The sequence below is a fragment of the Nocardioides ochotonae genome (genome assembly GCF_011420305.2).
Lineage (GTDB): Bacteria > Actinomycetota > Actinomycetes > Propionibacteriales > Nocardioidaceae > Nocardioides > Nocardioides ochotonae.
Map to the genome: position 1 here is coordinate 2,490,194 of NZ_CP061769.1, position 23,688 is coordinate 2,513,881.

Genomic DNA, 23,688 nt, shown 5'->3' on the forward strand with positions numbered 1-23,688 from the left:
GGAATGGCTCACTCGCGCCCGGCGACCACGACGTCCTCGATGAGGTCGAGCTCCGGGTCCCACCACCGGAGCCGGTCGCACACCAGCTCCCGAGGTCCCTCGGTGGCGTGCAGGACGGCGAGCACCTCCGGGAGCACGCGCCGCGGGACCCGGCGCGCGACGGTCACGTGCGGGGTCCAGACCGGGTGGCGCAGGGTCGGGACCAGCGCCCGGATCCGGGCCACGGCGACCGCCAGCGTCGGGTCCGGCTCGACCAGGTGGGCGATCGTCACTCGAGGGCCCTGGCCGAACAGGACCAGCCCCCGCAGGCCGAGCCGCGCAGGGAGCAACGGGCCGACCGCCTCGCGCGCCGCTCGTACAGCTGCGTCGTCGATGCCGACGGCCGCCGCGAGCGTCACGTGCGGTGCATTGGTCATCGACCGGTGGTGGGCCTGCGACGGGAGCCCGGCGGCCTTGAGCGCCTCCCACTGCGCCACCACCGCAGCCGCGGAGTCGGGCTCGAAGCTGAGCTCCAGAGCGTGGTCGGGCACGGTTGGAGGATAGGTCAGGCACGGAGCCGAGCGGAGCCGAGCGGCGCCGGCTCGACGCCGCCGTCCGGTGGGGTACGCCGGCTAGGGCTGTCGAGGGAGCGCGGGCGGTTGTCCACAGGTGCTCTGACCTGCGACAACGACTGGCCGGGACTGTCGGTGGTGGGTGGTTGAGTAGGTCCATGGAACCCTCGTTCGCACCCCGATCCGGCCACCCGGTGGCTGCGGCGGTGGCGTGCGTGCACGAGGCACTCGACGCCGTGGCTGATGCGCCGGTGTGGTCGCTGAGCGAGGCCGAGGCCGGGGCGACGCTGCTGGATCTGACGTCCGAGATCGACCGGTTGCAGGAGCTGCGGCTGCGCCTCGCGGCCCACGCCCATGCCGTCGAGGTCGGCGACGCGGTCGGTGCGACGAGCACCGCGAACTGGTGGGCCCACCAGTCGCGTCTCACTCGCCCGGAGACCCACCGATTGATGCGGCTGGCCCGGGCCCTGGACACCGGGCAGCACGACGGCGTGCGGGGCGCTTTGGCTGCGGGGCGGATCCACCTGGACCAGGCGCAGGTGATCATCGACGCCGTCGACGACCTCCCCGCCGAGGTCGTCGACGACGAGACCCGGGCCAAGGCCGAGCAGTTCCTCCTCGACCAGGCGGGCGAGCACGACGCGATCACCCTGCGGCGCCTGGCCAAGCGGCTGGTCGAAGTTGCGGCCCCCGAGCAGGCCGACGCCGCCGAGGCTGCCCGGCTTGAGGCCGAGGAGGCCGCCGCCCGCGCAACCGCCCGGCTGACGATGAGCGACGACGGGCACGGCAAGACCCACGGCCGGTTCACCATCCCCACCCACCACGCAGCGATGCTGCGCGCGGCACTCCTCGCCATCGCCGCGCCGAAGCACCAGCACGCGGTGAACGGCGCGGGAGTTGTCGGGGCTGAGCGGCGGCCGGGTCCTGAGCGGATGGGGCAGGCGTTCTGTGAGTTCCTCGAGCGCTATCCCGCAGACCGGCTCCCCGACGCCGGCGGTGTGGCCGCGACCATCGTGGTCACGATGCCCCTCGACTCGCTGCTCGGCGGGCTTCGCGCGGCGCACCTGCACACCGGCGAGACCATCTCCGCCACCGAGGCGCGCCGGCTCGCGTGCCAGGCAGGGATCGTGCCCGCCGTCCTCGACGGCGAGGGCCGCCCCTTGGACGTCGGCCGCGAGCGCCGGTTCCACACCAAGTCCCACCGCGTCGCGCTCGCCCTGCGCGACGGCGGCTGCACCGCCGAGGGCTGCGACTGGCCGCCCGGCCTGTGCCACGCCCACCACGACGTCCCCTGGTCACGCGGCGGTGATACCAGCGTGGCCAGCGGCCGGCTGCTCTGTCCCCGCCACCACGCTCGAGCCCACGATCCCGCCTACGAGACCCGCCATCTACCCGACGGCAAGCTCACCTTCCACCGACGGTGCTAGACCGACGCCAAGGTGATCAGGACCCGCGACGTGACCGTCGCTCACGGGCCGCTTGATCGTCCTCGATCAAGCGAGCTGGACGTTGTCCTGGTAGTCGAAGTGCGTCTTCACACTGTCCGAGACATCGACATTGACGAGCTTGGGCGAAGCGGGCCGAAACCCTACGCAGCCGGCGGCCGGCTGACCTGCCTGCACGGTCCGGTACACGAGCTTCAGGACGCTGTCGTTGACCGAGTGATACCCGTAGACGCCTTCATCAACTGCCGCGGTCAAGGCGTCCCAGTTGCTGCTCGCCCCGATAGCGGTGCCGAGCAGATGAGCCTCTTGGATCCGCGGTCCGCCTGGCTTGGTCCCCAGTACCTCGGCGGCAACCACCATGAGCCGGGCGCCGAGGCTGTGCCCGATCAGCACATAGGACTCACTGTCCGTGCGGGCGATCAGGTCTCCGAGGATGACGCCGGTCTTGTCCGCGCGGTTCTTCGCCACATGCCAGGGGTTCCTCACCAGGTCGCCCGCCACGAGGGCTGGGGCGATGGCCTGGCCGAGCAACCTGGCGCCGGCCTTCGTCGCGATCGCCGCTGCCCCCTGAGTCGTGAAGGCACCGCCGGCCCGCGCGACGAGCCCGCCGCCGAACGCTCCGAAGTCCCTGAGCTCCTTCGCTCCCCACCTCACGCGGTAGACCGGGGAGTCCGGGTACCGCGCGTCGACGATCGTCCGCCAGCCGCCCCAGCGGTCGTCGTCTCCCTCGGTGAGGAAGCCGTTGGCGACCAGGACGGGCACCCCTCCCGTGCCGGGGCGCAGGAGCTCGATCCGGAAGGACCTGTCCTCGCGAAGGTAGGCGTTCGACACCGAGGCGCCCAACGTCCCTCCGACCGCTGCACCCACCGCCGTCACGACGGTCGTGCCGCCCGCCACCCCCAGCCCGCCCGCTGCCAGGCTTCCCCCGCCGAGCAGAGCCAGCCCGTGGGACGTCGCGGCGGCCCCCGAGAATCCGCCGAAGATCCCGAGCGAACCGATGGCACCGCCGATGGCGGGGGCGGCGAGCAGCGCGAGCGGGGCCGCGGCGCTCAAGCTGGCCACACCGACTGCAACCAGCCGGGACGTCTTGGTCAGGTTGGGTTTGACGTACCGGAGGAAGTCCTCGTAGTCGTGCAGTTCCCCGATGCGCGCGTGGGCCTTCTCGAAGCCGGAGATGTCGTGACGGTGCTCCGCGCAGTACTGCGGAACGCGGATGGCGCCACGCTCTCGCACGGCCATGTTGTCGCATCGAGGTGCGACGCACGGCAGGGTCGGCGTACCGCAGCCCTGACACACGTAGACGGGAAGCTGGCCTGCAGGTCGGTTCGACTTCCGGTGCTCTGTCTGGAAGAAACACGACGAGCACCAACTGTTCTTCGGCTGGTACGGCGAGACGTCGTCAGCGACATCTGCGATCCATTGGGCGACCTTCGCATAGGCCTCAGCGCGCTTGTGGGCCGCCTTCCTTCGCTCCTCCCACTGCTTGAGCGCCGCCTTCTGCTCTTTCGGATCTGAAATCTCAAGTGCCTCGGCGTGAGAGGTCGCGTTGGCCTCGTGCCACGTCTTCGCGAACGCCCACATGTTGCTCAGGAGCGCAGGATTGTGCTGAAGGACCCCTCCGCTCTGGACCGTCGGCTCTAGATCAGTCAGATTCCCAACGAGAGCCAGCGTCGCTCCTTGGTCCGACTCGACGTCAACCCGGATCCGGGTTCCCTCCACCACATGCGCATGAATCGAGCCAGCCATGGCCGGATAGTTCCACATGCCACGCGACAGCGAGGGGAAATACGGCAGGGTGAATATCTCCGCACTATTTCGGGCGATATCTCACCTGGGACCTGTGCCGGGCGAGACCACCAGGTGGAAAACCCGCCACACGGCCCTAGTCTCGTCCTGCACCGCCAGACGAGCAGCCCGGACAACGAAGGTAGGACGACACATGAGGGCCCTGCAGCACATCGCGAACGGTCGGCCCCCGGAGGTCCGGGAGGTCCCGACGCCGACCCCGACGGGCGGGCAGGTGCTGATCAAGGTCCTGGCCGCAGGCGCGTGCCACTCCGACGAGTTCGTGATGAGCCAGCCTTCTGAAGCCCTGGGCATCGAACTGCCGCTCACCCTCGGGCACGAGGGGGTCGGCGTCGTCGCCGAACTGGGCCCGGCGGCCTCCGGGGTCGAGGTCGGCGAGGCGGTCGCCGTCTACGGCCCGTGGGGCTGCGGTCGCTGCCACACCTGTACGACGGGGGCCGAGCAGTACTGCGAGCGCGCCGGCGAGCTGGGCATCCGGCCGCCCGGCCTCGGCGCCCCCGGCGCGATGGCGGAGTACCTCCTCGTCGACGACGCGCGACACCTGGTCCCGCTGCAGGGCCTCGACCCGGTGACGGCCGCGCCGCTCACCGATGCGGGCCTCACGCCGTACCACGCCATCAAGCCCGTCCTTCCCAGCCTTGTGCCGGGCACCACCGCGGTCGTGATCGGCGCGGGCGGGCTCGGGCACCTCGCGATCCAGATGCTCAAGGCGCTCAGCGCCTGCCAGGTCGTCGCCCTCGACCTCGGCGAGGACAAGCTCGCCTTCGCCCGCGAGGTCGGCGCCGACCACGCGTTCGCCTCCGACGAGTCCGCGATCGAGGCGGTCCGCGAGGTCACCGGCGGCCGCATGGCAGACGCCGTCTTCGACTTCGTCGGGATGCAGGCCAGCACCGTGCTCGCGCCCCGGATGGTGCACCCGCAGAGCGAGATCGTCGTGGTCGGTGTCGGCGACGGCGCCGTCCCGGTCGGGTTCCTCACGATGCCCTACAACGTGAAGGTGCGGTCGCCGTACTGGGGCACGATCCCCGAGCTGCACGAGGTCCTCGCCCTGGCCCGCTCCGCCGCGATCCGGGTCGAGACCGAGGTCTTCAGCCTCGATGACGCGCCCACGATCTACGAGCGCATGCACGCGCGCCAGCTGCGTGGCCGGGCGGTCGTCGTCCCCTGAGTGTCAGGCCCCTACTCGCTCGCCTTGGAGGGCGCCGCGTCGTCGAGCAGGTCGCGGTACTCGCTGTGGTGGCGCAGCCACCCGGTGATGAAGGGGCAGATCACCCGCGCCTTCAGGCCACGCTCGCGGATGTCGTCCAGCGCCGCGCGGGCCAGGGCGCTGCCCACGCCCCTGCCCTCGAAGGCGGGGTCGACCTCGGTGTGGGTGAGGGCGAGCATCGCGCTGCTCTCCTGGTAGTCGATGAACCCCGCGACCCTCCGCTCGCCGTCGACGGCCACGTAGCGCAGCCGGTCGGGGTCTCTGATCACGGTGATGTCGGTGGACATGTCGGTGGGGCCTCTCTGTCGTCGGTGCCGGGACTGCTGTCGGTGCTGCGACCGCCGGCTCAGCCGAGGAAGGTGCGCAGGGCGGCGTTGACCTCCTCGGCGTGGGTCCACAGCAGGCCGTGCGGGGCGCCCTCGATCTCGACGTACTCGGCGCGCGGGACGAGGTCGCGGAAGCGCCGCGCGGTGACGTCGATCGGCAGGATGTTGTCGGCGGTGCCGTGCACGATCAGGGTCGGCAGGCCGGTGGCCCGGACCGCCTCGACGTCGTCGCGAAAGTCCTCGATCCAGCTCGCCACGACGGCGTACGCCGCGACGGGGGCGCTGGCGGTGGCGGTGTTCCAGTTGCCCCGGACCACCTCCTCACTGACCCGCGACCCGAGGGTGTCGTCGAGGTTGTAGAAGTCGTGGAAGAACTGGGTGAACCAGGCGTAGCGGTCGCCCTTGGCGGCGGCCACGATGCCGTCGAAGACCTGCTGCGGCGCGCCGGCCGGGTTGTCCTCGCGCTGCACGAGGAACGGTTGGAGGGAGGCGAGGAACGCGAGCTTGGCGATGCGCTTCGCGCCGTGGTTGCCGACGTAGCGGGCGAGCTCGCCGGTGCCCATCGAGAACCCGACCAGGACGACGTCGCGCAGGTCGAGGGCCTCGAGCAGGGCGTGGAGGTCGGCGGCGAACGTGTCGTAGTCGTAGCCGCTGCCGACCTTGGAGGACCGGCCGAAGCCGCGACGGTCGTAGGTGATGACCCGATAGCCGTCCTCGAGCAGGTCGCGGGTCTGGCGCTCCCAACTGTCACCGTCGAGCGGATAGCCGTGGATGAGGACGACGGGTTGTCCGCTGCCGTGGTCTTGGTAGTAGAGCTCGATCGGGACGCTGTTCTCGTTCCCGACGGTGATGAGTCCCATGGTGTGCTGCCTTCCTCGTGGGCGCGGGGAGCGCCGTGGGCTCCCGAGCAGCAGACTGCACGTCACCGACGGGCTCGCGGCGTCTGAGATGCGATGCTCCCGATCTTTGGTGACCGGCCATGACGGACCCGGCGGCTTGAGGGCCGCGGTCGCGGCACCCGTACCCTCGGTGGATGTACCGGACTGCGGACCAACGCATCCGTTCGGACTGACGATCATCGGAGTCCGATGGACACCCAGACCCCGCCCTCCCGCTCGAAGACTGACGCAGCACTCGTGCTGACCGGCGACCTGCGCGCCCTCCGCGACGCGATCGACGCGCATCGCGAGGGACCGCTCGTGATCGACCTCTCCCATGGGGCGTACCAGGCTCGCATCGTCTCCGAGGACACCTCGCCGCGCTCGACCGGCAACCACGAGACCGCGCGCGCACGCGCCGTCCGGACCCATCGCCTGAGCGAGCGGGAGGCGGAGATCCTGGGGCTCGTCGCCCAGGGACTCTCGAACCCCGAGATCGGCGAGGTGCTGTACCTCAGCGTCAACACGGTGAAGACCTACCTGCGCACCGCCTACCGCAAGATCGGATTGCGGACCCGGGCCCAAGCCGTGACCTGGGCGCTGTGCCACGGCTTCGGCGCCCTCCAGGACCTCGCGGCCGGGGCCGGCAGGCCGAGCGCTCGTGGCCCGAGTACCGGCCACCCGGCGTGAGGACCCGCGCAACGTCCTACTGCGCGCCGGGGAACCCCTGCTGGCGCCAGGCCTCGTAGGTCACCACGGCGGCGGAGTTCGCCAGGTTCAACGACCTGCGGCCCGGGATCATCGGGATCCGGAGCCGGTCGGTGACGCGGGGATGCGCGAGGACCTCGTCGGGAAGCCCAGTGGGCTCGGGACCGAAGAGGAGCACGTCGCCCGGCTCGAACGCGACGTCGGAGTGCCAGCGGCTCGCATGGGCGGTGAAGGCGAAGACCCGCGAGGCCGCGAGCGCGTCGCTGGCCAGCGCCGCCTCGAGGTCCGGGTGGACCACCACCGACGCGAGGTCGTGGTAGTCGAGCCCGGCGCGCTTCAGCTTGGGCTCGGACAGGTCGAAACCGAGCGGCTCGACCAGGTGCAGCGTCGCTCCGGTCGCGGCGACCATCCGGATCGCATTCCCCGTGTTGGGAGGGATGCGGGGCTCGAGGAACATCACGTGGAACACGCGGCACGGTATCCCGACCGCCGGCTCCGATCGCCTGCGGCCGGTCGGACGTGGATCCTCAGCGTCCTCCGACGCCGCTGGGCCGGCCGAACCACTCCGGCACGGCCGGGCGCTCCGCGTCGCCGGCGAGCTCCCACCGGTGCCCGCCGACCTCGCGGAACCCGGCGCGCGCGAAGAGGTCCGCGGCCGGGCCGTTGCGCTCGGTCGGCACGAACCTCGCCGTCACAGGGCCCGACCCCTCGGCGGCCAGCACGCGGCTCAGCAGGGCGATCTCGAGCCCGAAGCCCATCGCCCGGCACGACATGATCACCGCGTCGACCTCGCGCCGCTCCCGCGCGAAGACCGCCAACGCGACGACGCCGAGGTCCCCGAAGCGATCACCGAGCGTGGCGACGTGGACGCCGTACCGCTCGTCGGCGAGGAGGTCGTCCACCTCGGCGGCGCTGCGGCGCTGCGTGGTGGTGTTGAACTGGTTGGTCCGCTGCACCAGCTCGAGCACCCGCTCACGGTCCTGCGAGCCGGCGGGGCGGACGTCGTAGCGCAACCGCAGGCTGCGCATCATCGTGGCGTAGTCGTGCGTCTGGGACAGCGCCGAGCGTCGCTCCGCGGCCTCCCGGTACATCTCGGTACGACGGCGCGCCTCGGCCGTCTGCGTGGTCGACGGCAGCTCGAACCAGCGTTCCAGCGCGCGCCGGGCCTCGGGCTCCGCGGGATCCAGGGCCCGCACCCCGAAGACCTGCTCGGTCACCAGCGCCCGCTCCACGGGGTTGTCGTCGAGGAGCACGAAGGCGGACGGCGCGAGGTCGAGCTCCGCGACCGCCTGGGAGACGTTGTCGGGCTTGGGCGACCAGTTGATCTTGTGCAGCACGAAGTCGTCCGGCGAGAGCTCCAGCTCCTCCCAGCGGATGGTCTGCGGGTCGTTCTTGCTCAGCGCCACGAGGAGCACACCCGCCTGCTTGAGGCGGAGCAGGAGGCGCTGCAGCCCCCGGTCGTGGACGACCGCGCCGTCCCCCATGACGCCCGACCACAGGGTGTTGTCGAAGTCGACCAGGAGCGCCTTCGTGCGCGCCAGCAGCCGGTGGTCGGCGAGCACGCCGGCGTACTCCTCCGCGACGCGGGCGCCGAGGCGCGTGGTGTGGAAGTAGCCGGGCGGCACGTCGGCCGGGTCGAAGAGCGGTCCGCCGATCCGGCGCGCGCCGCCCGCCGCTGCCACGATCGGCTCCTCGTCGAGCAGGATCGTGTTGCTGGTGTGCGCGACGACGTCCTGCACGCCCGCCCGCAGTGCCCGCAACAGGCGTCGCTGCCCCCAGGCGTGCTCGGGCAGCGCGCCGAGCCGCCTGCGCCAGCGACCGACGGGGACCCCACCGGGTGCATGGACGACGATCGTCGCGTCGGAGACCGACCGGACGTCCTCGATCGTCTCCCGGACGAGCTCCACCAGTCCCGCCACCGAGCGCATCGCCCCGGGTGCCCCCCAGGGGGCGGCGGCCGCGCGCCAGGTCGCGGTGAACGGCGGCACGCCCTCGAAGGTGAACAGCGAGAGCCCCACGACGTCGGGGCGGTAGGCCACGACCTCGTTGACGATCGCGGTGTTGACGTCGGCCAGCTGCTGGCGGGTGCTGAAGAAGATGTGCCGGACGTCGACCGGCGTCTCGGGTTCGCGCGCCACGAGCAGCGCCCGGGTCTCCACGAACAGGCAGTCACCGATGAACAGGACACGCGCGGACGGGACCCGGTGCTCGGTCAGACCGCGATGCAGCCGCTCGAGCGGCTCGAGGGCGAGATCGCCCGGGAGCCGGTCCGCCACGAGACCGGCGAGGCGGTCGAGCTCGGCGGGGAGTCGACGTCCGAACTCGGCGGCAGACCCCGACGCGTCGAGCTCCGGGGAGGCGTAGCGGCGACGCTCGTCGAGGTAGATCGCCGCATGGTCCGCGGAGCCCCCGAGCGCCCCGACGAGCACCCTGGCGAGCGGGCGGAGGTAGCGCTCGCGACGTTCTGAGGGGCTGCCGGCCACCGGAGAACCGAACGTCGGACCGGCCTCCCCCAGGTCGTCCCAGAGGTCGATGACCTCCTCGATGCGCTCCGCGAGCAGGGCGGCCAGCCGCGCGCCGACATCGCGGCTCTCCGTCAACGTCATGACCCGAGGCTAGGAAGTGTCGCCCCCGGCGACGACCACCCTTTTCGGTATCCCGGTGGCCCTGTTCAACGGCCCCCACCGCGTGTTAGGTGGTGGCATGTGCCGGTGGATGGCGTACTCAGGAGAACCGATCCTCGCGGCGGACCTGTTGTTCCGCCCGACGCACTCGCTCATCGACCAGAGCCTGCACTCCCGGATGGGCGCGACCACGACGAACGGTGACGGCTTCGGCATCGGTTGGTACGGCGAGGGGTCGACGCCAGCGGTGTTCAAGAGCGTGGAGCCGGCCTGGAACGACGAGAACCTGCACGAGATCGCCGGGCAGATCCGCACGCCTCTGTTGTTCGCGCACGTGCGTGCCGCCACGGGCACCCCGGTGCAGCGCAGCAACTCCCACCCGTTCCGCCACGAGGACTGGCTGTGGATGCACAACGGCTCGCTGCGCGGCTTCCACGACATCAAGCGGGAGCTGATGATGGCGGTCGACCCCTCGCTCTACGGCGATGTCAGGGGCTCGACCGACTCCGAGACCCTCTTCTTCCTCGCCCTCACCTTCGGGTTGCACGACGACCCGTTCGGCGCCGTCGAGCGCGCCGTCGGGTTCGTGGAGGCGGTGGGGCGCGCCCACGGCATCGAGCACCCGGTGCAGATGACGGTGGCGACCACGGACGGCGAGTCGACCTGGGTGTTCCGGTACTCCAGCGAGCAGGCGAGCCGCACGCTGTTCTACTCCACCGAGATCAGCGCGCTGCGCCGGCTCCATCCCGAGGTCGAGGTCCTGCACCGCCTCGGCGACGAGACCCGGCTGGTGGTCTCCGAGCCGCTGCGCGACCTGGAGGGCGCGTGGACCGAGATGCCGGAGGCGTCCGCCGCCGTGGTGCGGGCCGGCCACGACGACATCCGCCCGTTCCACCCGGCCGTCCCCGCCTAGAACGCGAGCGGCGCCTCCACCGCGGTCACGACGCCCACGACCCGGGCCGACTCCCCCAGCCAGGTCGATCCCTGGTCGGTGAAGAGCGCTGGGCGGCCGATCTCGAGGCCCCAGAACCCGAGCAGCAGCTCCTCGCCATCGCGTACGACGACGAGCTCCCCGCGCGCGGCACGTGTCGCCGGCCGGTGGTGCAGCACCGTGCCGGGCTCCCAGCCACGGCTGGCGAACTCGCCCCCGCTCACCACGACCGTGCGATCGGCAGCGTCGGGGGCCCGCCGCCCCGGTCGGGCTCCCCGAGCCGTGCGAGGAGGCTCGCCGTCCCACAGGGACAGCTGACCCTCGCCACGACTCGAACGCATGTTCGCCACCCTAGGGGACGCCGGCGTCGCACGCAGGGAGCGGCAGCCCTTTCACCACCGCCCGCATGCACCGCGAACCGACTGGAATCGGCCGAATTCGACCGGTCTCGTCCCCGATTGCGCGATTCGGTCGGCCATGGTCTAGTGTCTTCCGTGTTGAAGGGATCGCCCCAACAGGCTTTCCTGGCCACGCAAGTAGTCGTGGCTCGTATCTCGTACTCCTGGTTTTCGGTTCGCTGGATATCAGCTCAGTTGGATGTCTTCAGCACCTCGAGGGCACAAGGCCCTCCGCACCGAACAAAGGAACACCATCATGGCTCAGGGCACCGTCAAGTGGTTCAACGCTGACAAGGGCTTCGGCTTCATCGCTCAGGATGGCGGCGGCGAGGACGTGTTCGTCCACTACTCCGCGATCCAGACGCAGGGCTACAAGTCGCTCGACGAGAACCAGAAGGTCGAGTTCGACCTCGCCGCCGGTCCCAAGGGCCCGCAGGCTGAGAACGTTCGCGCGATCTGATCTCGCGATGAAAGGCCCGACCGCTCTGCGGTCGGGCCTTTCGTGCATTTCGGGGTCCGAATTCAGCCGCCCGTGCGCTGGCCGGCGACCAACCGGGTGAGGTCGGCGAGCTGGCAGGCGTAGCCCCACTCGTTGTCGTACCAGCCGAAGACCTTCGCGAACGGTCCCGCCGCCTGGGTCAGCGCTGAGTCGAAGACACACGCGGCGCTGTCGCCGATCACGTCACAGGAGACGAACGGCTCGTCCTCGTAGCGCAGTCTCCCGGCCAGCGACCCCTCCGCCGCAGCGGCGGCGAACGCCTCGTTGATCTCGCTCGCCGTGACGTCCCGTTCCAGGACGACGGCCAGGTCCACGAGCGAGCCGTCGACGACCGGCACGCGCAGCGCCACCCCGTCGAGGCGACCGGCGAGCTCGGGGAGCACCTCCCCGACCGCCTTGGCCGCGCCCGTGGTGGTCGGGATGATGTTGATCGCCGCGGCACGGGCCCGCCGGGGGTCCTTGTGGGGTCCGTCGACCAGGTTCTGCCCGCCGGTGTAGGCGTGCACCGTCGACATCAGTCCCTGCCGCAGCCCGAAGGCGTCGTGCAGGACCTTCACCATCGGCGCCACGCAGTTCGTCGTACACGAGGCGTTGGAGACGACCTGGTGGGCCGCCGGGTCGAAGACGTGGTCGTTGACGCCCATCACGATGCTGGCGTCCACGCCCTTGCCGGGCGCGGAGATCACGACCCTCTTGGCTCCGGCGCGCAGGTGCTCGGCGGCGGTGTCGCGGCTGCGGAACTTGCCGGTGCACTCCAGGACGACCTCGACGTCGTGGCTGCCCCACGGCAGGTCGCCGGGCTCGCGGCCGGCGCTGACCGGCACCCGGCGACCGTCGATCACCAAGGCGTCGCCGTCGAGCTCGACCGAGCCCGCGAACCGTCCGTAGGTGCTGTCGCGGCGCAGCAGCCGTCGCAGGCTGGCGATGTCCGCGAGGTCGTTGACCGCGACCACCTCGAGGTCGTCGCTCTGCGCCGCTCGCCGCAGGACGGCGCGGCCGATCCGGCCCAGCCCGTTGATACCCACTCGGATGCTCATCTCGTTCCCTTCGCAGTGCCGACGTCGCTCGTCGCCCTCAAGGCTCGGCGTCGCGCCCCGGTCGCATCAGGGCCAAAGGCCGGGTCCGCATGGTCCTCCGACTCCCCCGGGCTGCCGGCGTGGCCGCACCGCCGTGTCTCGTAGATGTGACGGGGCCTCGCGCGGGGCCGCACCGCCGCCGGCCCGCCGCACACCGGGTCAGTGCGGCACCGGAGAATCCCTCCGCGAGGGTCATGACGGGGGTCGAGCACCAGCCCGCCTCCCCGTCCCCCGAGGGTGACCGAGCCCGACCTGCACGCCGCCGTGGGACCCGCCGCCCTCTGCCCCGGGCCGGATGCCCCTGCCGATCCGCCCTCCGGTGGCGTGGAGTGGGCGGTTGGGACGACCCTGGACGCGAGGGCACGGCAACCGCCGGGAGGACGTGTGGGCACGCTGCTCGACGTACTCGTGGGCCTGCCGCCCTGGCTGGTGCTGCTGATCGTCTTCGCGCTGCCGGCCGCCGAGGCCTCCCTGATGGTCGGGGTGTTCATCCCCGGCGAGACCGCCGTCCTGCTCGGTGGCGTGATCGCCCACGGGGGCGGGGCGCCGCTGTGGGCGGTCGTGCTCGCCGCGGCGAGCGGCGCCGCGGTCGGTGATGAGGTCGGGTTCCTGCTCGGGCGTAGCTACGGCAACCGGCTGGTCGACCACCTCCCTGCGTTCGTACGCCGCTCCGGGGACCTCGACCGCGCCCTGGACCTGGTGCGCCGGCGGGGCGCTACGGCCGTGGCGGTCGGCCGGTGGGTCGCCGTCCTGCGCGCGATCCTCCCCGGCGTCGCCGGGACCAGCGGGATGGCCCAGCCGCGCTTCACCGTCGCGAACGTGCTCGGCGGCTCACTGTGGGCCACGACCATCGCGGTCGCCGGCTACGCGGTAGGCGCGTCGTACCGCGCGCTCGCCCACGACCTGGGCGTCGGCGGTGACATCATCGCCGCGGTCGTGCTCGTGGCGGCCCTCGCCTGGTGGTGGCGCAACCGCGCCCGCCGGGCAGCCGAGCGCTAGGCGCCGCTTCCGAGGGCCGATCGGCACCCGCCCCGAGAGCCCTTGTGCCGTGTCGTACGGCGCGGGGACGCGCCATCCTCGCGGTCATGGAGCGTTCACTGGACCCCGCCCACCTCCGCGGCAGCATCGTCGTGGCCGTCGACGGCTCCGAGGACGGCGAGCGGGCCGTCCCGTGGGCGGTCGACCAGGCCGCGCTCGAGGGACTGCGGCTCGCCGTGGTCTCGGCCGGCGAGCAGAGCGGGGAGCTGGTCGAGCGCGCCGCCGCGGCCGCACGGCGGCTGGACCCCACACTGACGGTGGTCGCGTCGGCGGCGTCCGGCGACGCACGGCAGGTGCTGATCGACGCCTCGACGCACGCGCACCTGCTGGTCGTCGGGTCCCGCGGTCGCGGCACCGTCCGCAGCATGCTGCTGGGCTCGGTCAGCACCGCGGTGAGCGCGCACGCGACCTGCCCCGTGGTCGTGTGCCGCCCCGCGAACGTCGGCCCCACCGAGGCCGGCGTGGTGGTCGGCGCCGACGGGACGCCCGAGTCGCTCCCGGTGCTGGAGTTCGCCTTCCGCCAGGCGTCGCTGCGCGACCTGCCGCTGACCGTCGTGCACTCCTACTGGGACGCGACGACCGCGCTGGCGCAGCACGACCGCGGGGAAGGCGGAGGCAGCGGGGATAGCGGGGGCGGTCCCGACCTCGCGGACCTGCGCGCCACCCTGTCGTCGTGGCTGGCGGAGGTCGCCGCACGGTACCCCGACGTCCCGGTCAGCCTCCTGCTCAAGCACGGCCTCGCCGACGAGGCGCTCAGCCCTCGCGACGCCGGGTGGTGCGACATGATCGTCGTCGGCCGCCACCCCAAGACGTCGCTGCAGCGACTCCTCACCGGCTCCATCGCCACCGCCGTGATCGAGCGCGCGCACTCGACCGTGGCGGTGGTGCCGGTCGGGCCGCGCTCATCGTGAGGCGGTGACGCGCGGCCCCTGCCGATGTCGGTGCCCCTTGCGAGGATCACCGGATGGAGATGCGGATCAAGGCTGGCGACGAGGTGGACCTGGGTGATCGCGACGTCACCGTCGGTGAGCTGGCGGCGCGGAGCCTCCCTCTTGCGCGCGCCTACCTGATCGGGGTGGCCCGAGCGGGCGGGCAGGTCACCTACGGGGAGATGGTGCGGGATCTCGAGCTGCCCCATGAGCCCCAGGATGTGGGCCATCTGCTCGACCTCCTGTCCGTGGACTGCCTCGAGCGCGGCGAGCCGTCGCTCGCGGCCCTCGTGGTCACGGCGGGCACTCTCGACGTCGGCCACGGCTACGGATCGGACCCGGAGATCGAGCGCACGCTCCTCCACCGCCGCTGGCTGTCACGCACGATCGAGGGCGGCGGCATCGAGCAGCTCGGACCGATCCGCGGCACCTGCCCGCGGTGCGGCTCGGCCGACGTGACACGTGTCGAGTGGGGCATGCCCGCCCCCGAGGGATCGGAGGGTTCCCTGCGTCCTCCCTGGCTCCAGTCAGGCGGCTGCGTCGTCGGCCAGTACGACGCCATCTGCGCGGAGTGCGAGCAACGGTGGTGGGCGAGCGAGGACGGCACGACGGCCGAGCTCCGCGCCCCGGATGCTCTCCTCTTCTACGCCGACGCGCGCGGGATCGATGATCTCGCCGACTGGATCTCCGCCACCACGGAGCTCCGGGCCTTCGTCCGCGGCCACCCCGAGGCCCCCGACGACCTGATCGTCCGCTTCGCGCGGAGCGACGCCCATCTCCGGTTCCCGCTCACCCTCGCCGACTTCTGGCGGGCCGTGCACGAGGCTCATGCCCGGGCGCTCGACGAGCCGGAGCCAGGGAGCCGCTGACCCCTCCGCCGTCAGCCGCGCACGGCCTCCGCCGCGCCACCCTCGACCATGCGCCGCAGCGCGGCACGGGACAGCTTGCCGGTGGCGGTGCGGGGCAGCTCACCGAGCACGACGTACTCCCCAGGCACCTTGTACGGCGAGAGCCGCGCACGGCCGTGGGCGACGAGCTCGGCGCTGGTGGGCGGGCGGCCGGCAGGGATCACGCAGGCCAGCAGCCGCTGGCCCGAGCGCGCGTCGCGCACCCCGACCACGGCCACGTCGGCGACCTGCGGGTGCTCGCGCAGCGCCGCCTCGACCTCGCGGGGGTCGACGTTGAACCCGGAGACGATGACCGTGTCCCCCGCCCGCCCCGCGATCGCGAGCCGCCCGGCCGCGTCGAGCTCGCCCAGGTCGCCGGTGTCGAACCAGGCGTCGGGGTCGACGTCCGGAGCGCCGAGATCGGAGCGGCACACGTGGTAGCCGCGCACCTGCACCCGGCCCCGCACGCCGGGCGGGACGGACGCCCCCGTGTCGTCACCGATCCGCACCTCGCAGTCCGGCAGCGGCACCATCCACGGGACCGGGCCGTCCGGCTGCGCCGGCAGCTCGCCCAGCGCGACGGTGCCGCTGGTCTCGGTCATCCCGTAGCCGGCGACCACCCGCGGGATGCCGAGGTGCTGCGCGAGGCGCGCCATGTCGGGAGCCGAGACCTCGGTGCTGCCCACGATGCCCAGGCGGGTGTGGCGTCGCGAGGCATCGGCGTCCAGCGCGGCGAGGTCGTGGTAGATCGTCGGTGGCCCGGCGAGCACGGTGATCCGCTCCTCGCGGAGCAGACGTGTCAGCCGGGAGGGGTCGTAGCCGGCCAGCAACCGGACCGTGGCACCGGCCATCATCGCGACCAGCAGGATCCCGTTGAAGCCGAACGAGTGCGCCAGCGGCACCGTCGCGAGCCAGACGTCGTCGTCGCGCGCGTCCAGGACGCGCGCGACGTGGTCGTAGACCCGGAGCAGCTGGGCGTGGGTCATCGGCACCGCCTTGACCACCCCGGAGGTGCCGGAGCTGCACAGCACCAGCGCCGCCTCGTCGGGCTGCGTCCGGGTCGGACCAGCCAGTGGCTGTGCCACCGGGTCCAGCGCCTCGAGCTCGGAGAACCTCACCGCATCGCCCGCGGCCGGCACCGCGTCGTCGTGGAGCACCAGACGCGGGGCGAGGCGTGCCAGCAACCGCTCGCGCTCGGCATCGGGGACCCGGTGACCGAGGGGCGCCACGGTCGCGCCGGCCAGCAGCACGCCGTACGCCGCGACCACCCACGCGACCCGGTTGGGTCCCTGCACGACCACCCGGTCACCCGCGACGACCCCGCGTTCCCGGAGGAACCGGGCCACGGCCCGGGCGCGGGACACGAGCTCGTCGTAGGTCAGCTCGGTGGCGTCGTCCTGCACCGCGGGCCGGTCGGCGTGGGTGACGACGCGGAGCTCGCACAGCTCACCGAGCGTGCGCGCACCAGCGATCTGGACCATGTCCCGCATCCAAGCAAAGCCCCCGCGCGCGTGTCCTCCACTTCCCACCCATCGAACCCGGGGGCTCAGGCGGTGGCACCACCGTCGACGACGAAGTCCGCCCCGGTCGTGTAGGCGCTGGCGTCGCTGGCCAGGAACGCGACCATCGCCGCCACCTCCCCCGCGGTGCCGCGGCGCGGGATCGGCAGGTGGGAGAGGTCCATCGTGCTGCTCGCGAGCATCGGGGTGTCCACCGAGCCCGGGCACACGCAGTTGACCCGGATGCCTCGCGGCCCCAGCTCCCGCGCGGCCGATCGGCTGGCGCCGCGCAGCCCCCACTTGGAGGCGGCGTACGGCAGCGCGCCGGCGTGCCCGCGCACCCCCGAGATCGAGGCGACGTTGACGATCGAGGACCCGCGCGGCATCAGCGGTACGGCGGCCTGCATGCCGAGCACCGGGCCGACCAGGTTGATGTCGAGCAGTGCCCGCAGGTCCTGCTCGGGCCACTCGGTCAGGTCCCCCGTGCGGTACACCCCTGCGTTGTTGACCAGCACGTCGAGGCGACCGTGCTCGGCGCGCACCGCCTCCAGCACGCGCTGCCAGTCCGCCCCGGACGACGTGTCGTGCCGGTGGTGGCTGGCGCGGTCGCCGAGGCGCTCCGCGAGCGCCCCGGCCTCGTCGGCCAGCACGTCGGTGAGCACCACCGTGGCGCCCAGGGCCACGAACAGCTCGGCCTCGGCGGCGCCCTGCCCCCGGGCCGCGCCCGTCACCAGGGCGACCTTGCCGGTGAGGTCGATCAGCGGGGCGCTCACGAGCTCAGCACGAATCCGGCGTACCCGCCGTCGCGCGCCTCGTCGCAGAGGCGTCCGTACGCCGCGAAGCCGCCGAGATAGGGCATGAACCCGCGTGGCTTGCCCTCGACGTTGGCCCCCATGTACCAGGAGCTGGCCTGCACGAAGAGCGTGCGCGAGGCGACGGCGTCGACGTGCGCGGTCCACGCATGGGCGGCGTCCGCGCGTGCCTCGACCTGGGTGTGGCCCTCCTGCGCGCAGTGCTCGAACAGGTCGACCAGCCAGTTCACCTGCTGCTCCCCCGCCAGCACCATGTTGGACAGCACCGACGGGCTGCCGACGCCGGCGAGGTTGAACAGGTTCGGGAACCCCGGGACGCACAGGCCCAGGTAGGTGACCGGCCCGTCGGCCCACGCCTCGGTGATCCGGTCGCCGCGCGGTCCGACCAGGTCGATGCGCGTCATCGCCCCGGTCATCGCGTCGAACCCGGTGGCCAGCACCAGCACGTCGAGCTCGTGGAAGCCCGACGCCGTCCGCACCCCGGTGGCCTCGACGGCCTCGATGGGGTCGCGGCGCAGGTTGACCAGCGTGACGTGGTCGCGGTTGAAGGTCTCGTAGTAGTTCGTGTCCGTGCAGATCCGCTTGGTCCCGATCGGGTGGTCGGTGGGGACCAGGTCGTCGGCCACCTGCGGGTCCTTGACGACCTCGCGGATCCGCTCCTCCGCGTAGGCGCGGGCCAGGTCGTTGACGCGCGGGTCGATGGACTGCTGGGGGAACGCCTTGCCGAACAGCACGCCGCCGCCCTGCCAGAACTCGCCCAGCACCTCGCGGCGCGCCTCCTCCGACATCGTGAAGGGGTCCTCGGGGTGGCTGACGTGCGGGGAGCCGGCGGCGCCGGCCCAGGAGAGCCGACGTCGTTCGGCGTAGTCGCGCTGGGCCTGCTCCCAGTCCTCGTCGCTCAGCTGGCGGTTGAAGGCCGGGACCGAGAAGTTCGGGCTGCGCTGGAAGACGGTGAGCTGGGCGGCCTGGTCGGCCAGCTCGGGGATCACCTGGATCCCCGAGGACCCGGTGCCGACCACGCCGACGCGCTGGCCAGTGAGGTCGACCGGCTCCTCGGGCCAGCTCGAGGTCCTCAGGATCCGGCCCTCGAAGCTGCTCAACCCCGGGATCGCCGGGTCCAGCGGCGCGGAGAGGCTGCCGGTCGCCAGGACGAGGTAGCGCGCGCGCAGCTCCTCCCCGGCGTCGGTGCGCACCACCCAGCGCGACTCCTCCTCGTCGAAGCGGCCGCCCTCCACCCGGGTGTCGAAGCGGTAGTGGCGGCGCAGGTCGAAGCGGTCGGCGACATGCTGGATGTAGCGCAGGATCTCCGGCTGGGTGGCGTAGCGCTCGCTCCACCTCCACTCACGCTGGAGGTCCTCGTCGAAGGAGTAGGAGTAGTCGAGACTCTCCACGTCGCAGCGGGCGCCCGGGTAGCGGTTCCACCACCAGGTGCCGCCCACCTCGGGGGCGGCCTCCACACCGGCGACGCTCCACCCCCGCTTCTGCGCGCTGTGCACGGCGTACAGACCGGAGAACCCGGCTCCCACCACGAGGACGTCAACGGCTGAGCTGGTCATGGTTCTCCTTCGTGGCGCCGCCGGCCACGGCGGGTGCCGGGGCGAGCAGGCGTCGTACGTCGTGCCAGAGCAGGTCGCGGGCGGCGGCCGCCGCAGGGAACGGGCCGATCGTGGCGAAGCCGTGGAACAGGTCGGGATAGTGCCGGTGCCGCACGCGTACGCCGGCGTCGCGCAGCAGCCCGGCGTAGCGGCAGCCCTCGCTGGAGAGCGGGTCGCGGCCCGCGGTGACGACCACCGCCGGGGCGAGACCGGACAGGCTCGGCGCCCGGGACGGGACGACGTGCTCCGTCGGCTCGGGCAGCGGGGTGGTGGCGGGGGGCCCGCCGAGGTAGTGGGTCCAGTACCACTCCATCGCGGCACGGGTGTTGAAGTGCCCGGTCGCGTAGCGCTGGTAGCTCTCGGACTCGAAGTCCGGCTCGATGACCGGGTAGAGCAGGACCTGGCCGGCGAGCGCGAGCCCGGCGTCGCGGGCGCGCAGGGCCGTGACCGCCGCGAGGTTGCCGCCGGCGCTGTCACCGGCGACGACCACGCGCGCCGGGTCGACACCAAGCGCGGGCGCGTTGTCCTGGATCCACCGCAACGCCGCGAGCGCGTCGTCGGCGGCCGCGGGTGCCGGGTGCTCGGGCGCGAGTCGGTAGTCCACCGAGACCACCACTGCCTCGAGGGCACGCGAGAGCGAGCGGCAGAAGCCGTCGTGGCTCTCGATGCTGCAGAACACGAAGCCGCCACCGTGCAGGAACAGCACCGCCGGCCGATCCTCGTCGGTCCCGTGCGGCTGGTAGACCCGCACGCGCAGCGGCCCCGCGTCGGTGACCACGTCGTGGTCCTCGGCCGCCCGGACGTCGTCCAGGTTGCTCACCGGGACCGCCCGGGCAGCCACGGCGGCGCGCGCCTCCGGGCCGCTCATCAGGTGCACCGGCGGGAAGCCCTCCTCGAGGACGGCGAGCAGACCCGCCACCTCGCCGCCCAGTGCCTCGTCCAAGACTGTCACACTCATCTCCTTCGGTCCGAACTATTACTAACCGAAATAGTCGCCGACGGCAAGAGGGACGCAGATCACTTCCGGCATGTACCGATGCGGAACATGCCGAGAAGTCGGCTCGGGGTACGCTGAGGCATGGCGAACGACGACGAGACGCACGACGAGGCGCCTCTCCCCGACCTGCGCAACACCAGCTGGGCCGTCCTGGGGCTGCTCTCGTTCGGCGAGGAGCTCTCCGGCTACGACCTGAAGAAGTGGGCCGACTGGAGCATGCGGTTCTTCTACTGGGCCCCGTCGTACAGCCAGATCTACGGCGAGCTGCGCAAGCTCGAGGGCTTCGGTTTCGCCACCTCCCGCGTCGTCAACAAGGACGACGTGCGGGGCAAGCGCCTGTACCGGATCACGCCGGAGGGTGAGCGCGCGGTGGCGCGGTGGGCGGCCGAGGCCCCCGTCGAGCCGGTCGTGCTCAAGCACGGCGTGATGCTGCGGATGTGGCTCGGGCACGCCAGCGACCCCGCGCGGCTGCGCGCGATGCTCGAGGAGCACCGCGACCAGAGCGAGAAGATGCGGGTACGTGCCGAGGTCGACGCCGAGGGCGCGCGCCGGGAGCCCGGCTGGGCATTCCCCGAGATGGTGCTGCGCTGGTCGGAGCGCTACTACGCCGACGAGCGCGACCGCGCCGACCAGATGCTCGCCGAGCTCGACGACGCGTTCACCAAGAGCAAGCGCGCCGCAGACGCTGCCGACCCCGCGCGGCGCTCCTCGGAGGAGTTGCGCTCGCACAAGGCCTGAGCACGGCTCGCTCCCCGGACACCGGGCCGGCGTCCGGGGAGACGGGTCAGGCGCCGGGTCAGGCGCCGGGTCAGTCGAAGGTGACGACCACGCGCGTGGCCTGGCCGCGGCGCATCTGGGCGAAGCCCTCGTCCGCCTCGTCCAGCGGGATCCAGGCGGACACCAGGGCGTCGAGCTCCAGGCGGCCCTGCTGGTAGAGGTCGGCGAGCACCGGGATGTCGCGGGGGAAGTGGTTGGCGCCCATCAGCAGCCCGCGCACGCCCTTCGCCGAGGTGACGAGGGGCAGCCCGGGCAGCACGAACTGCTCGCCGACCGGCGGGATCCCGACCACGTACGCCGTGCGGCCCGCGCGCACCATCCCGACCGCCTGCGCGACCGTCGCCTGCCGACCGACCACGTCGAAGGCGTGGTCGACCCCGCCGGTGAGCTCCTGCACCGCCGCCACGGGATCGCCCGCCGCGGCGTCGACCACGTGGGTGGCGCCGAAGCGGCGAGCGACCTCGAGCTTGTCGGCGCCGAGGTCGACGGCCACGATCCGGGTCGCGCCGGCCAGCCGAGCGCCCTGGACGACGTTGAGCCCGACGCCGCCGCAGCCGATCACCGCCACGCTGTCGCCCGGGCGGACGCCCGCGCCGTGGAGGGCGGAGCCCACTCCGGTCAGCACCGCACAGCCCAGGAGCGCGGCGCGGTCGACCGGCAGCTCGGTGGCCACCCGCACCACGGAGTTGCGGTGCAGGATCGTGCGCTCGGCGAGGCCGCCGAGGCCGGCGACCTGCCCGACCGGCTGGCCGTCGCGGACCAGCCGGGGCACCGGCCGCTCGGCGCGGCCCAGGTCGTTGCGGCGGTCGCAGAGGAAGGTCCGTCCGGCGCGGCACTCCGCGCAGCTGCCACAGAACATCGACAGGCAGGCGACCACCCGGTCCCCGGGGGCCAGGTCGAGCACCGCGGCGCCCACGCCCTCCACCGTGCCGGCGATCTCGTGGCCGGGGACGGTCGGCATCACGACCGGCAGCTCGCCGTCGATCATGTGCAGGTCGGAGTGGCACAGCCCGCAGGCGTCGACGCGCACGCGCACCTCGTCGGGGGCCAGCCAGTCGTCGAGCTCGACGTCGAGCACCTCGAGGTGCCCGGGCGCCGCGCTCAGCACGGCGGCGCGGACCCGGGTGCGGGAGGCGCCCGGCGTGGCCGCGGCCCGGAACGCCGGGGCGCCGGTGGTCGGGTAGGTCGTCACAGCTGAACCGCCTTGGTCTCGAAGTACTCCTCCAGGCCGAATCGGCCTCCCTCACGCCCGTAGCCCGAGCGCTTGTAGCCGCCGAACGGCGCGGAGATGTTGAACGCGCCGCCGTTGACGGCGACCTGACCGGTCCGCAGCCGGCGAGCGACCGCGAGCGCGCGGTCGGGGTCGCCGGACCAGACCGCACCGGAGAGGCCGTAGTCGGTGTCGTTGGCGACCGCGACCGCCTCCTCCGTAGAGTCCACGGCAATCACGCACAGCACCGGCCCGAAGACCTCCTCGCGCGCGATCCGCAGGTGCGGCTCGACGCGCAGCACGGTGGGTCGCACGTAGTGCCCGCCCGCCGGAGCGCCGTCCACCGGTCCGGGGCCGCCGGCCACGAGCACGGCGCCCTGGGCGAGGGCGTCCTCGATGTGACCGAGGACCCGCTCACACTGGGCGGCGGAGGCGACCGGGCCGACGTCGGTGGCCTCGTCGCGGGGGTCGCCGGTCACCAGCTGGGCGACGGCGTCCACGAGCAGCCGCTCGACCTCGGCGAGCCGCGAGCGCGGCACGACCAGACGGGTGAGCGCGGCGCAGGTCTGCCCGTTGTTGATCAGACAGCCGCGCAGGGACGCGGACACGGCCTGGCCCAGGTCGGCGTCGTCGAGCACCACGCTCGCCGACTTGCCGCCGAGCTCGAGGGTGGTCCGGGTGATGCCCGGCGCGGCCAGCTCGGCGATCCGCGCGCCGGTGCGGGTGGAGCCGGTGAAGCTGACGATGCCGACCCGGGGGTCGGTCACCAGGGCCTCGCCCGCCTCGGCGCCGGTGCCGACGACGAGGTTGGCCACGCCCGCGGGAAGACCGGCCTCGGCCAGCGCCTCGAAGAACGCGACGGTGGTCAGCGGCGCGATCTCCGAGGGCTTGAGCACGGCCGTGCAGCCGGCGGCGAGCGCGGGGACCAGCTTGGTGGCGAGCTGGTAGAGCGGGTAGTTCCAGGCGGTGATCGCGGCCGCGACGCCGATCGGCTCCTTGAGCACCAGCGACGTGCCGACCCGCTCCTCGAAGGCGTAGGACTCCAGGGTGGTGGCCACGTCGCGGATCGTCGCGGCGACCAGGTGGCCGTGGACGGTGCTCGCCATCCGGGCCGGGGTGCCGACCTCCAGGGAGGCGACCGCGCCCAGCTCGTCGGCCCGCTTGGCGACCAGGTCCGCGGTCGCCCGCAGCAGGCCGGCACGCTCCCCCACGCTCGTCGCGGCCCACGCGTCCCAGGCTCGGTCCGCGGCCGCGCAGGCCCGGTCCACGTCCTGCGCGTCCGCGCCGCGGAAGCGCGCCAGCACGCTCCCGTCGGCGGCGCTGCCGACCTCCAGCTCCGCGCCACCACCCGCGGCCCACGTCGCGTCGACGTACGTCGCCTGCACCTGTTGCATCCCGTCCCCTCATCTCGCCGCACGAGCGGCGACCCCGACATGGTTGCCATGCTTGCCATGTCGCAATATGTCATCTAGGAATACTTCAACCTAATACATTC

Annotated in this window: 23 protein-coding genes; 9 read left to right on the forward strand and 14 right to left on the reverse strand. The window is 72.6% G+C overall.

Annotation, left to right across the window (positions count from 1 at the left end; translation table 11 throughout):
• Positions 1-8 precede the first annotated feature (8 nt).
• On the reverse strand, positions 9-530 hold the full coding sequence (locus HBO46_RS12055) for a 2'-5' RNA ligase family protein (protein WP_166139205.1): 522 nt from the start codon (positions 528-530) through the stop codon (positions 9-11).
• Between the two features lie 179 nt (positions 531-709).
• On the opposite strand from HBO46_RS12055, the gene HBO46_RS12060 reads away from it, so the two are divergent.
• A complete protein-coding gene (locus HBO46_RS12060; protein ID WP_166139202.1) occupies positions 710-1,978 on the forward strand; it encodes an HNH endonuclease signature motif containing protein in 1,269 nt (422 codons plus the stop codon).
• Positions 1,979-2,044: 66 nt separating this feature from the next.
• Here the strand turns inward: HBO46_RS12060 and HBO46_RS12065 are convergent, their stop codons facing one another.
• Positions 2,045-3,742 carry a DUF726 domain-containing protein gene (locus HBO46_RS12065; RefSeq protein ID WP_166139199.1) on the reverse strand — a complete coding sequence of 566 codons (1,698 nt, stop codon included), beginning with the start codon at positions 3,740-3,742 and terminating at the stop codon, positions 2,045-2,047.
• A gap of 193 nt (positions 3,743-3,935) precedes the next feature.
• On the opposite strand from HBO46_RS12065, the gene HBO46_RS12070 reads away from it, so the two are divergent.
• Complete coding sequence (locus tag HBO46_RS12070) at positions 3,936-4,970, forward strand: NAD(P)-dependent alcohol dehydrogenase (RefSeq protein WP_166139196.1); 1,035 nt, start codon at positions 3,936-3,938, stop codon at positions 4,968-4,970.
• Positions 4,971-4,981: 11 nt separating this feature from the next.
• Here HBO46_RS12070 and HBO46_RS12075 read toward each other — a convergent pair whose 3' ends face one another.
• Both HBO46_RS12075 and HBO46_RS12080 read right to left on the reverse strand, forming a co-directional pair.
• Positions 4,982-5,296, reverse strand: a complete 315-nt coding sequence (locus HBO46_RS12075) for a GNAT family N-acetyltransferase (protein WP_166139194.1) — start codon at positions 5,294-5,296, stop codon at positions 4,982-4,984.
• 59 nt (positions 5,297-5,355) lie between these two features.
• Positions 5,356-6,195, reverse strand: a complete 840-nt coding sequence (locus tag HBO46_RS12080) for an alpha/beta fold hydrolase (protein WP_166139191.1) — start codon at positions 6,193-6,195, stop codon at positions 5,356-5,358.
• A gap of 228 nt (positions 6,196-6,423) precedes the next feature.
• Here HBO46_RS12080 and HBO46_RS12085 point away from each other — a divergent pair, with 228 nt between their 5' ends.
• The gene (locus tag HBO46_RS12085; RefSeq protein ID WP_166139190.1) at positions 6,424-6,903 is read left to right on the forward strand and encodes a helix-turn-helix transcriptional regulator; all 480 of its coding nucleotides are present in this window, start codon (positions 6,424-6,426) and stop codon (positions 6,901-6,903) included.
• A 16-nt stretch (positions 6,904-6,919) separates the two neighbouring features.
• On the opposite strand, the gene HBO46_RS12090 is transcribed toward HBO46_RS12085, so the two are convergent.
• Positions 6,920-7,390: a tRNA (cytidine(34)-2'-O)-methyltransferase gene (locus HBO46_RS12090; RefSeq protein WP_191480139.1), complete on the reverse strand. Its 471-nt coding sequence runs from the start codon at positions 7,388-7,390 to the stop codon at positions 6,920-6,922.
• Between the two features lie 58 nt (positions 7,391-7,448).
• Positions 7,449-9,527: an HAD-IIIC family phosphatase gene (locus tag HBO46_RS12095; RefSeq protein ID WP_166139188.1), complete on the reverse strand. Its 2,079-nt coding sequence runs from the start codon at positions 9,525-9,527 to the stop codon at positions 7,449-7,451.
• Between the two features lie 109 nt (positions 9,528-9,636).
• Between HBO46_RS12095 and HBO46_RS12100 the strand changes: the two genes are divergently transcribed.
• Positions 9,637-10,458, forward strand: coding sequence for a class II glutamine amidotransferase (locus tag HBO46_RS12100; RefSeq protein WP_166139186.1), 822 nt, complete (start codon positions 9,637-9,639; stop codon positions 10,456-10,458).
• Here HBO46_RS12100 and HBO46_RS12105 read toward each other — a convergent pair.
• Positions 10,455-10,817, reverse strand: coding sequence for a hypothetical protein (locus tag HBO46_RS12105; RefSeq protein ID WP_166139184.1), 363 nt, complete (start codon positions 10,815-10,817; stop codon positions 10,455-10,457). The two genes, HBO46_RS12100 and HBO46_RS12105, sit on opposite strands and share 4 nt — an antisense overlap.
• Before the next feature lie 313 nt (positions 10,818-11,130).
• On the opposite strand from HBO46_RS12105, the gene HBO46_RS12110 reads away from it, so the two are divergent.
• Entirely contained in the window at positions 11,131-11,334 is a 204-nt protein-coding gene (locus tag HBO46_RS12110; protein WP_153324115.1) for a cold-shock protein, read from the forward strand.
• A 62-nt stretch (positions 11,335-11,396) separates the two neighbouring features.
• Here HBO46_RS12110 and gap read toward each other — a convergent pair whose 3' ends face one another.
• A complete protein-coding gene (gap, locus tag HBO46_RS12115) occupies positions 11,397-12,410 on the reverse strand; it encodes a type I glyceraldehyde-3-phosphate dehydrogenase (RefSeq protein WP_166139182.1) in 1,014 nt (337 codons plus the stop codon).
• A gap of 423 nt (positions 12,411-12,833) precedes the next feature.
• On the opposite strand from gap, the gene HBO46_RS12120 reads away from it, so the two are divergent.
• From HBO46_RS12120 to HBO46_RS12130, 3 genes are all read left to right on the forward strand, one after another.
• On the forward strand, positions 12,834-13,448 hold the full coding sequence (locus HBO46_RS12120) for a DedA family protein (protein ID WP_224769018.1): 615 nt from the start codon (positions 12,834-12,836) through the stop codon (positions 13,446-13,448).
• A gap of 86 nt (positions 13,449-13,534) precedes the next feature.
• Positions 13,535-14,398: a universal stress protein gene (locus tag HBO46_RS12125; RefSeq protein ID WP_166139180.1), complete on the forward strand. Its 864-nt coding sequence runs from the start codon at positions 13,535-13,537 to the stop codon at positions 14,396-14,398.
• Positions 14,399-14,451: 53 nt separating this feature from the next.
• A complete protein-coding gene (locus HBO46_RS12130; RefSeq protein WP_166139178.1) occupies positions 14,452-15,285 on the forward strand; it encodes a hypothetical protein in 834 nt (277 codons plus the stop codon).
• 11 nt (positions 15,286-15,296) lie between these two features.
• Here HBO46_RS12130 and HBO46_RS12135 read toward each other — a convergent pair whose 3' ends face one another.
• The 4 genes from HBO46_RS12135 to HBO46_RS12150 form a co-directional block, all read right to left on the reverse strand.
• Entirely contained in the window at positions 15,297-16,784 is a 1,488-nt protein-coding gene (locus tag HBO46_RS12135) for a class I adenylate-forming enzyme family protein (protein ID WP_166139176.1), read from the reverse strand.
• A 65-nt stretch (positions 16,785-16,849) separates the two neighbouring features.
• Positions 16,850-17,575, reverse strand: coding sequence for an SDR family NAD(P)-dependent oxidoreductase (locus tag HBO46_RS12140; RefSeq protein WP_166139174.1), 726 nt, complete (start codon positions 17,573-17,575; stop codon positions 16,850-16,852).
• A complete protein-coding gene (locus HBO46_RS12145) occupies positions 17,572-19,170 on the reverse strand; it encodes a flavin-containing monooxygenase (protein WP_166139172.1) in 1,599 nt (532 codons plus the stop codon). Before HBO46_RS12145 ends, HBO46_RS12140 begins: the two co-directional genes overlap by 4 nt.
• Positions 19,151-20,161, reverse strand: coding sequence for an alpha/beta hydrolase (locus HBO46_RS12150; RefSeq protein ID WP_224769019.1), 1,011 nt, complete (start codon positions 20,159-20,161; stop codon positions 19,151-19,153). Before HBO46_RS12150 ends, HBO46_RS12145 begins: the two co-directional genes overlap by 20 nt.
• 126 nt (positions 20,162-20,287) lie before the next feature.
• Here HBO46_RS12150 and HBO46_RS12155 point away from each other — a divergent pair, with 126 nt between their 5' ends.
• Complete coding sequence (locus HBO46_RS12155) at positions 20,288-20,944, forward strand: PadR family transcriptional regulator (protein ID WP_166139168.1); 657 nt, start codon at positions 20,288-20,290, stop codon at positions 20,942-20,944.
• A 70-nt stretch (positions 20,945-21,014) separates the two neighbouring features.
• Here the strand turns inward: HBO46_RS12155 and HBO46_RS12160 are convergent, their stop codons facing one another.
• Both HBO46_RS12160 and HBO46_RS12165 read right to left on the reverse strand, forming a co-directional pair.
• Complete coding sequence (locus HBO46_RS12160; protein WP_166139166.1) at positions 21,015-22,175, reverse strand: Zn-dependent alcohol dehydrogenase; 1,161 nt, start codon at positions 22,173-22,175, stop codon at positions 21,015-21,017.
• Positions 22,172-23,587, reverse strand: coding sequence for an aldehyde dehydrogenase family protein (locus HBO46_RS12165; protein WP_166139164.1), 1,416 nt, complete (start codon positions 23,585-23,587; stop codon positions 22,172-22,174). Before HBO46_RS12165 ends, HBO46_RS12160 begins: the two co-directional genes overlap by 4 nt.
• Positions 23,588-23,688: the final 101 nt, after the last annotated feature.

Bases quoted from the DNA above. Each gene is read 5' to 3' on its own strand.
- HBO46_RS12060 (WP_166139202.1), top strand. From the start codon at position 710: ATGGAACCCTCGTTCGCACCCCGATCCGGCCACCCGGTGGCTGCGGCG.
- HBO46_RS12065 (WP_166139199.1), bottom strand. From the start codon at position 3,742: ATGGCTGGCTCGATTCATGCGCATGTGGTGGAGGGAACCCGGATCCGG.
- HBO46_RS12070 (WP_166139196.1), top strand. From the start codon at position 3,936: ATGAGGGCCCTGCAGCACATCGCGAACGGTCGGCCCCCGGAGGTCCGG.
- HBO46_RS12075 (WP_166139194.1), bottom strand. From the start codon at position 5,296: ATGTCCACCGACATCACCGTGATCAGAGACCCCGACCGGCTGCGCTAC.
- HBO46_RS12080 (WP_166139191.1), bottom strand. From the start codon at position 6,195: ATGGGACTCATCACCGTCGGGAACGAGAACAGCGTCCCGATCGAGCTC.
- HBO46_RS12085 (WP_166139190.1), top strand. From the start codon at position 6,424: ATGGACACCCAGACCCCGCCCTCCCGCTCGAAGACTGACGCAGCACTC.
- HBO46_RS12095 (WP_166139188.1), bottom strand. From the start codon at position 9,527: ATGACGTTGACGGAGAGCCGCGATGTCGGCGCGCGGCTGGCCGCCCTG.
- HBO46_RS12100 (WP_166139186.1), top strand. From the start codon at position 9,637: ATGGCGTACTCAGGAGAACCGATCCTCGCGGCGGACCTGTTGTTCCGC.
- HBO46_RS12105 (WP_166139184.1), bottom strand. From the start codon at position 10,817: ATGCGTTCGAGTCGTGGCGAGGGTCAGCTGTCCCTGTGGGACGGCGAG.
- HBO46_RS12110 (WP_153324115.1), top strand. From the start codon at position 11,131: ATGGCTCAGGGCACCGTCAAGTGGTTCAACGCTGACAAGGGCTTCGGC.
- gap (WP_166139182.1), bottom strand. From the start codon at position 12,410: ATGAGCATCCGAGTGGGTATCAACGGGCTGGGCCGGATCGGCCGCGCC.
- HBO46_RS12125 (WP_166139180.1), top strand. From the start codon at position 13,535: ATGGAGCGTTCACTGGACCCCGCCCACCTCCGCGGCAGCATCGTCGTG.
- HBO46_RS12130 (WP_166139178.1), top strand. From the start codon at position 14,452: ATGGAGATGCGGATCAAGGCTGGCGACGAGGTGGACCTGGGTGATCGC.
- HBO46_RS12135 (WP_166139176.1), bottom strand. From the start codon at position 16,784: ATGGTCCAGATCGCTGGTGCGCGCACGCTCGGTGAGCTGTGCGAGCTC.
- HBO46_RS12145 (WP_166139172.1), bottom strand. From the start codon at position 19,170: ATGACCAGCTCAGCCGTTGACGTCCTCGTGGTGGGAGCCGGGTTCTCC.
- HBO46_RS12155 (WP_166139168.1), top strand. From the start codon at position 20,288: ATGGCGAACGACGACGAGACGCACGACGAGGCGCCTCTCCCCGACCTG.
- HBO46_RS12165 (WP_166139164.1), bottom strand. From the start codon at position 23,587: ATGCAACAGGTGCAGGCGACGTACGTCGACGCGACGTGGGCCGCGGGT.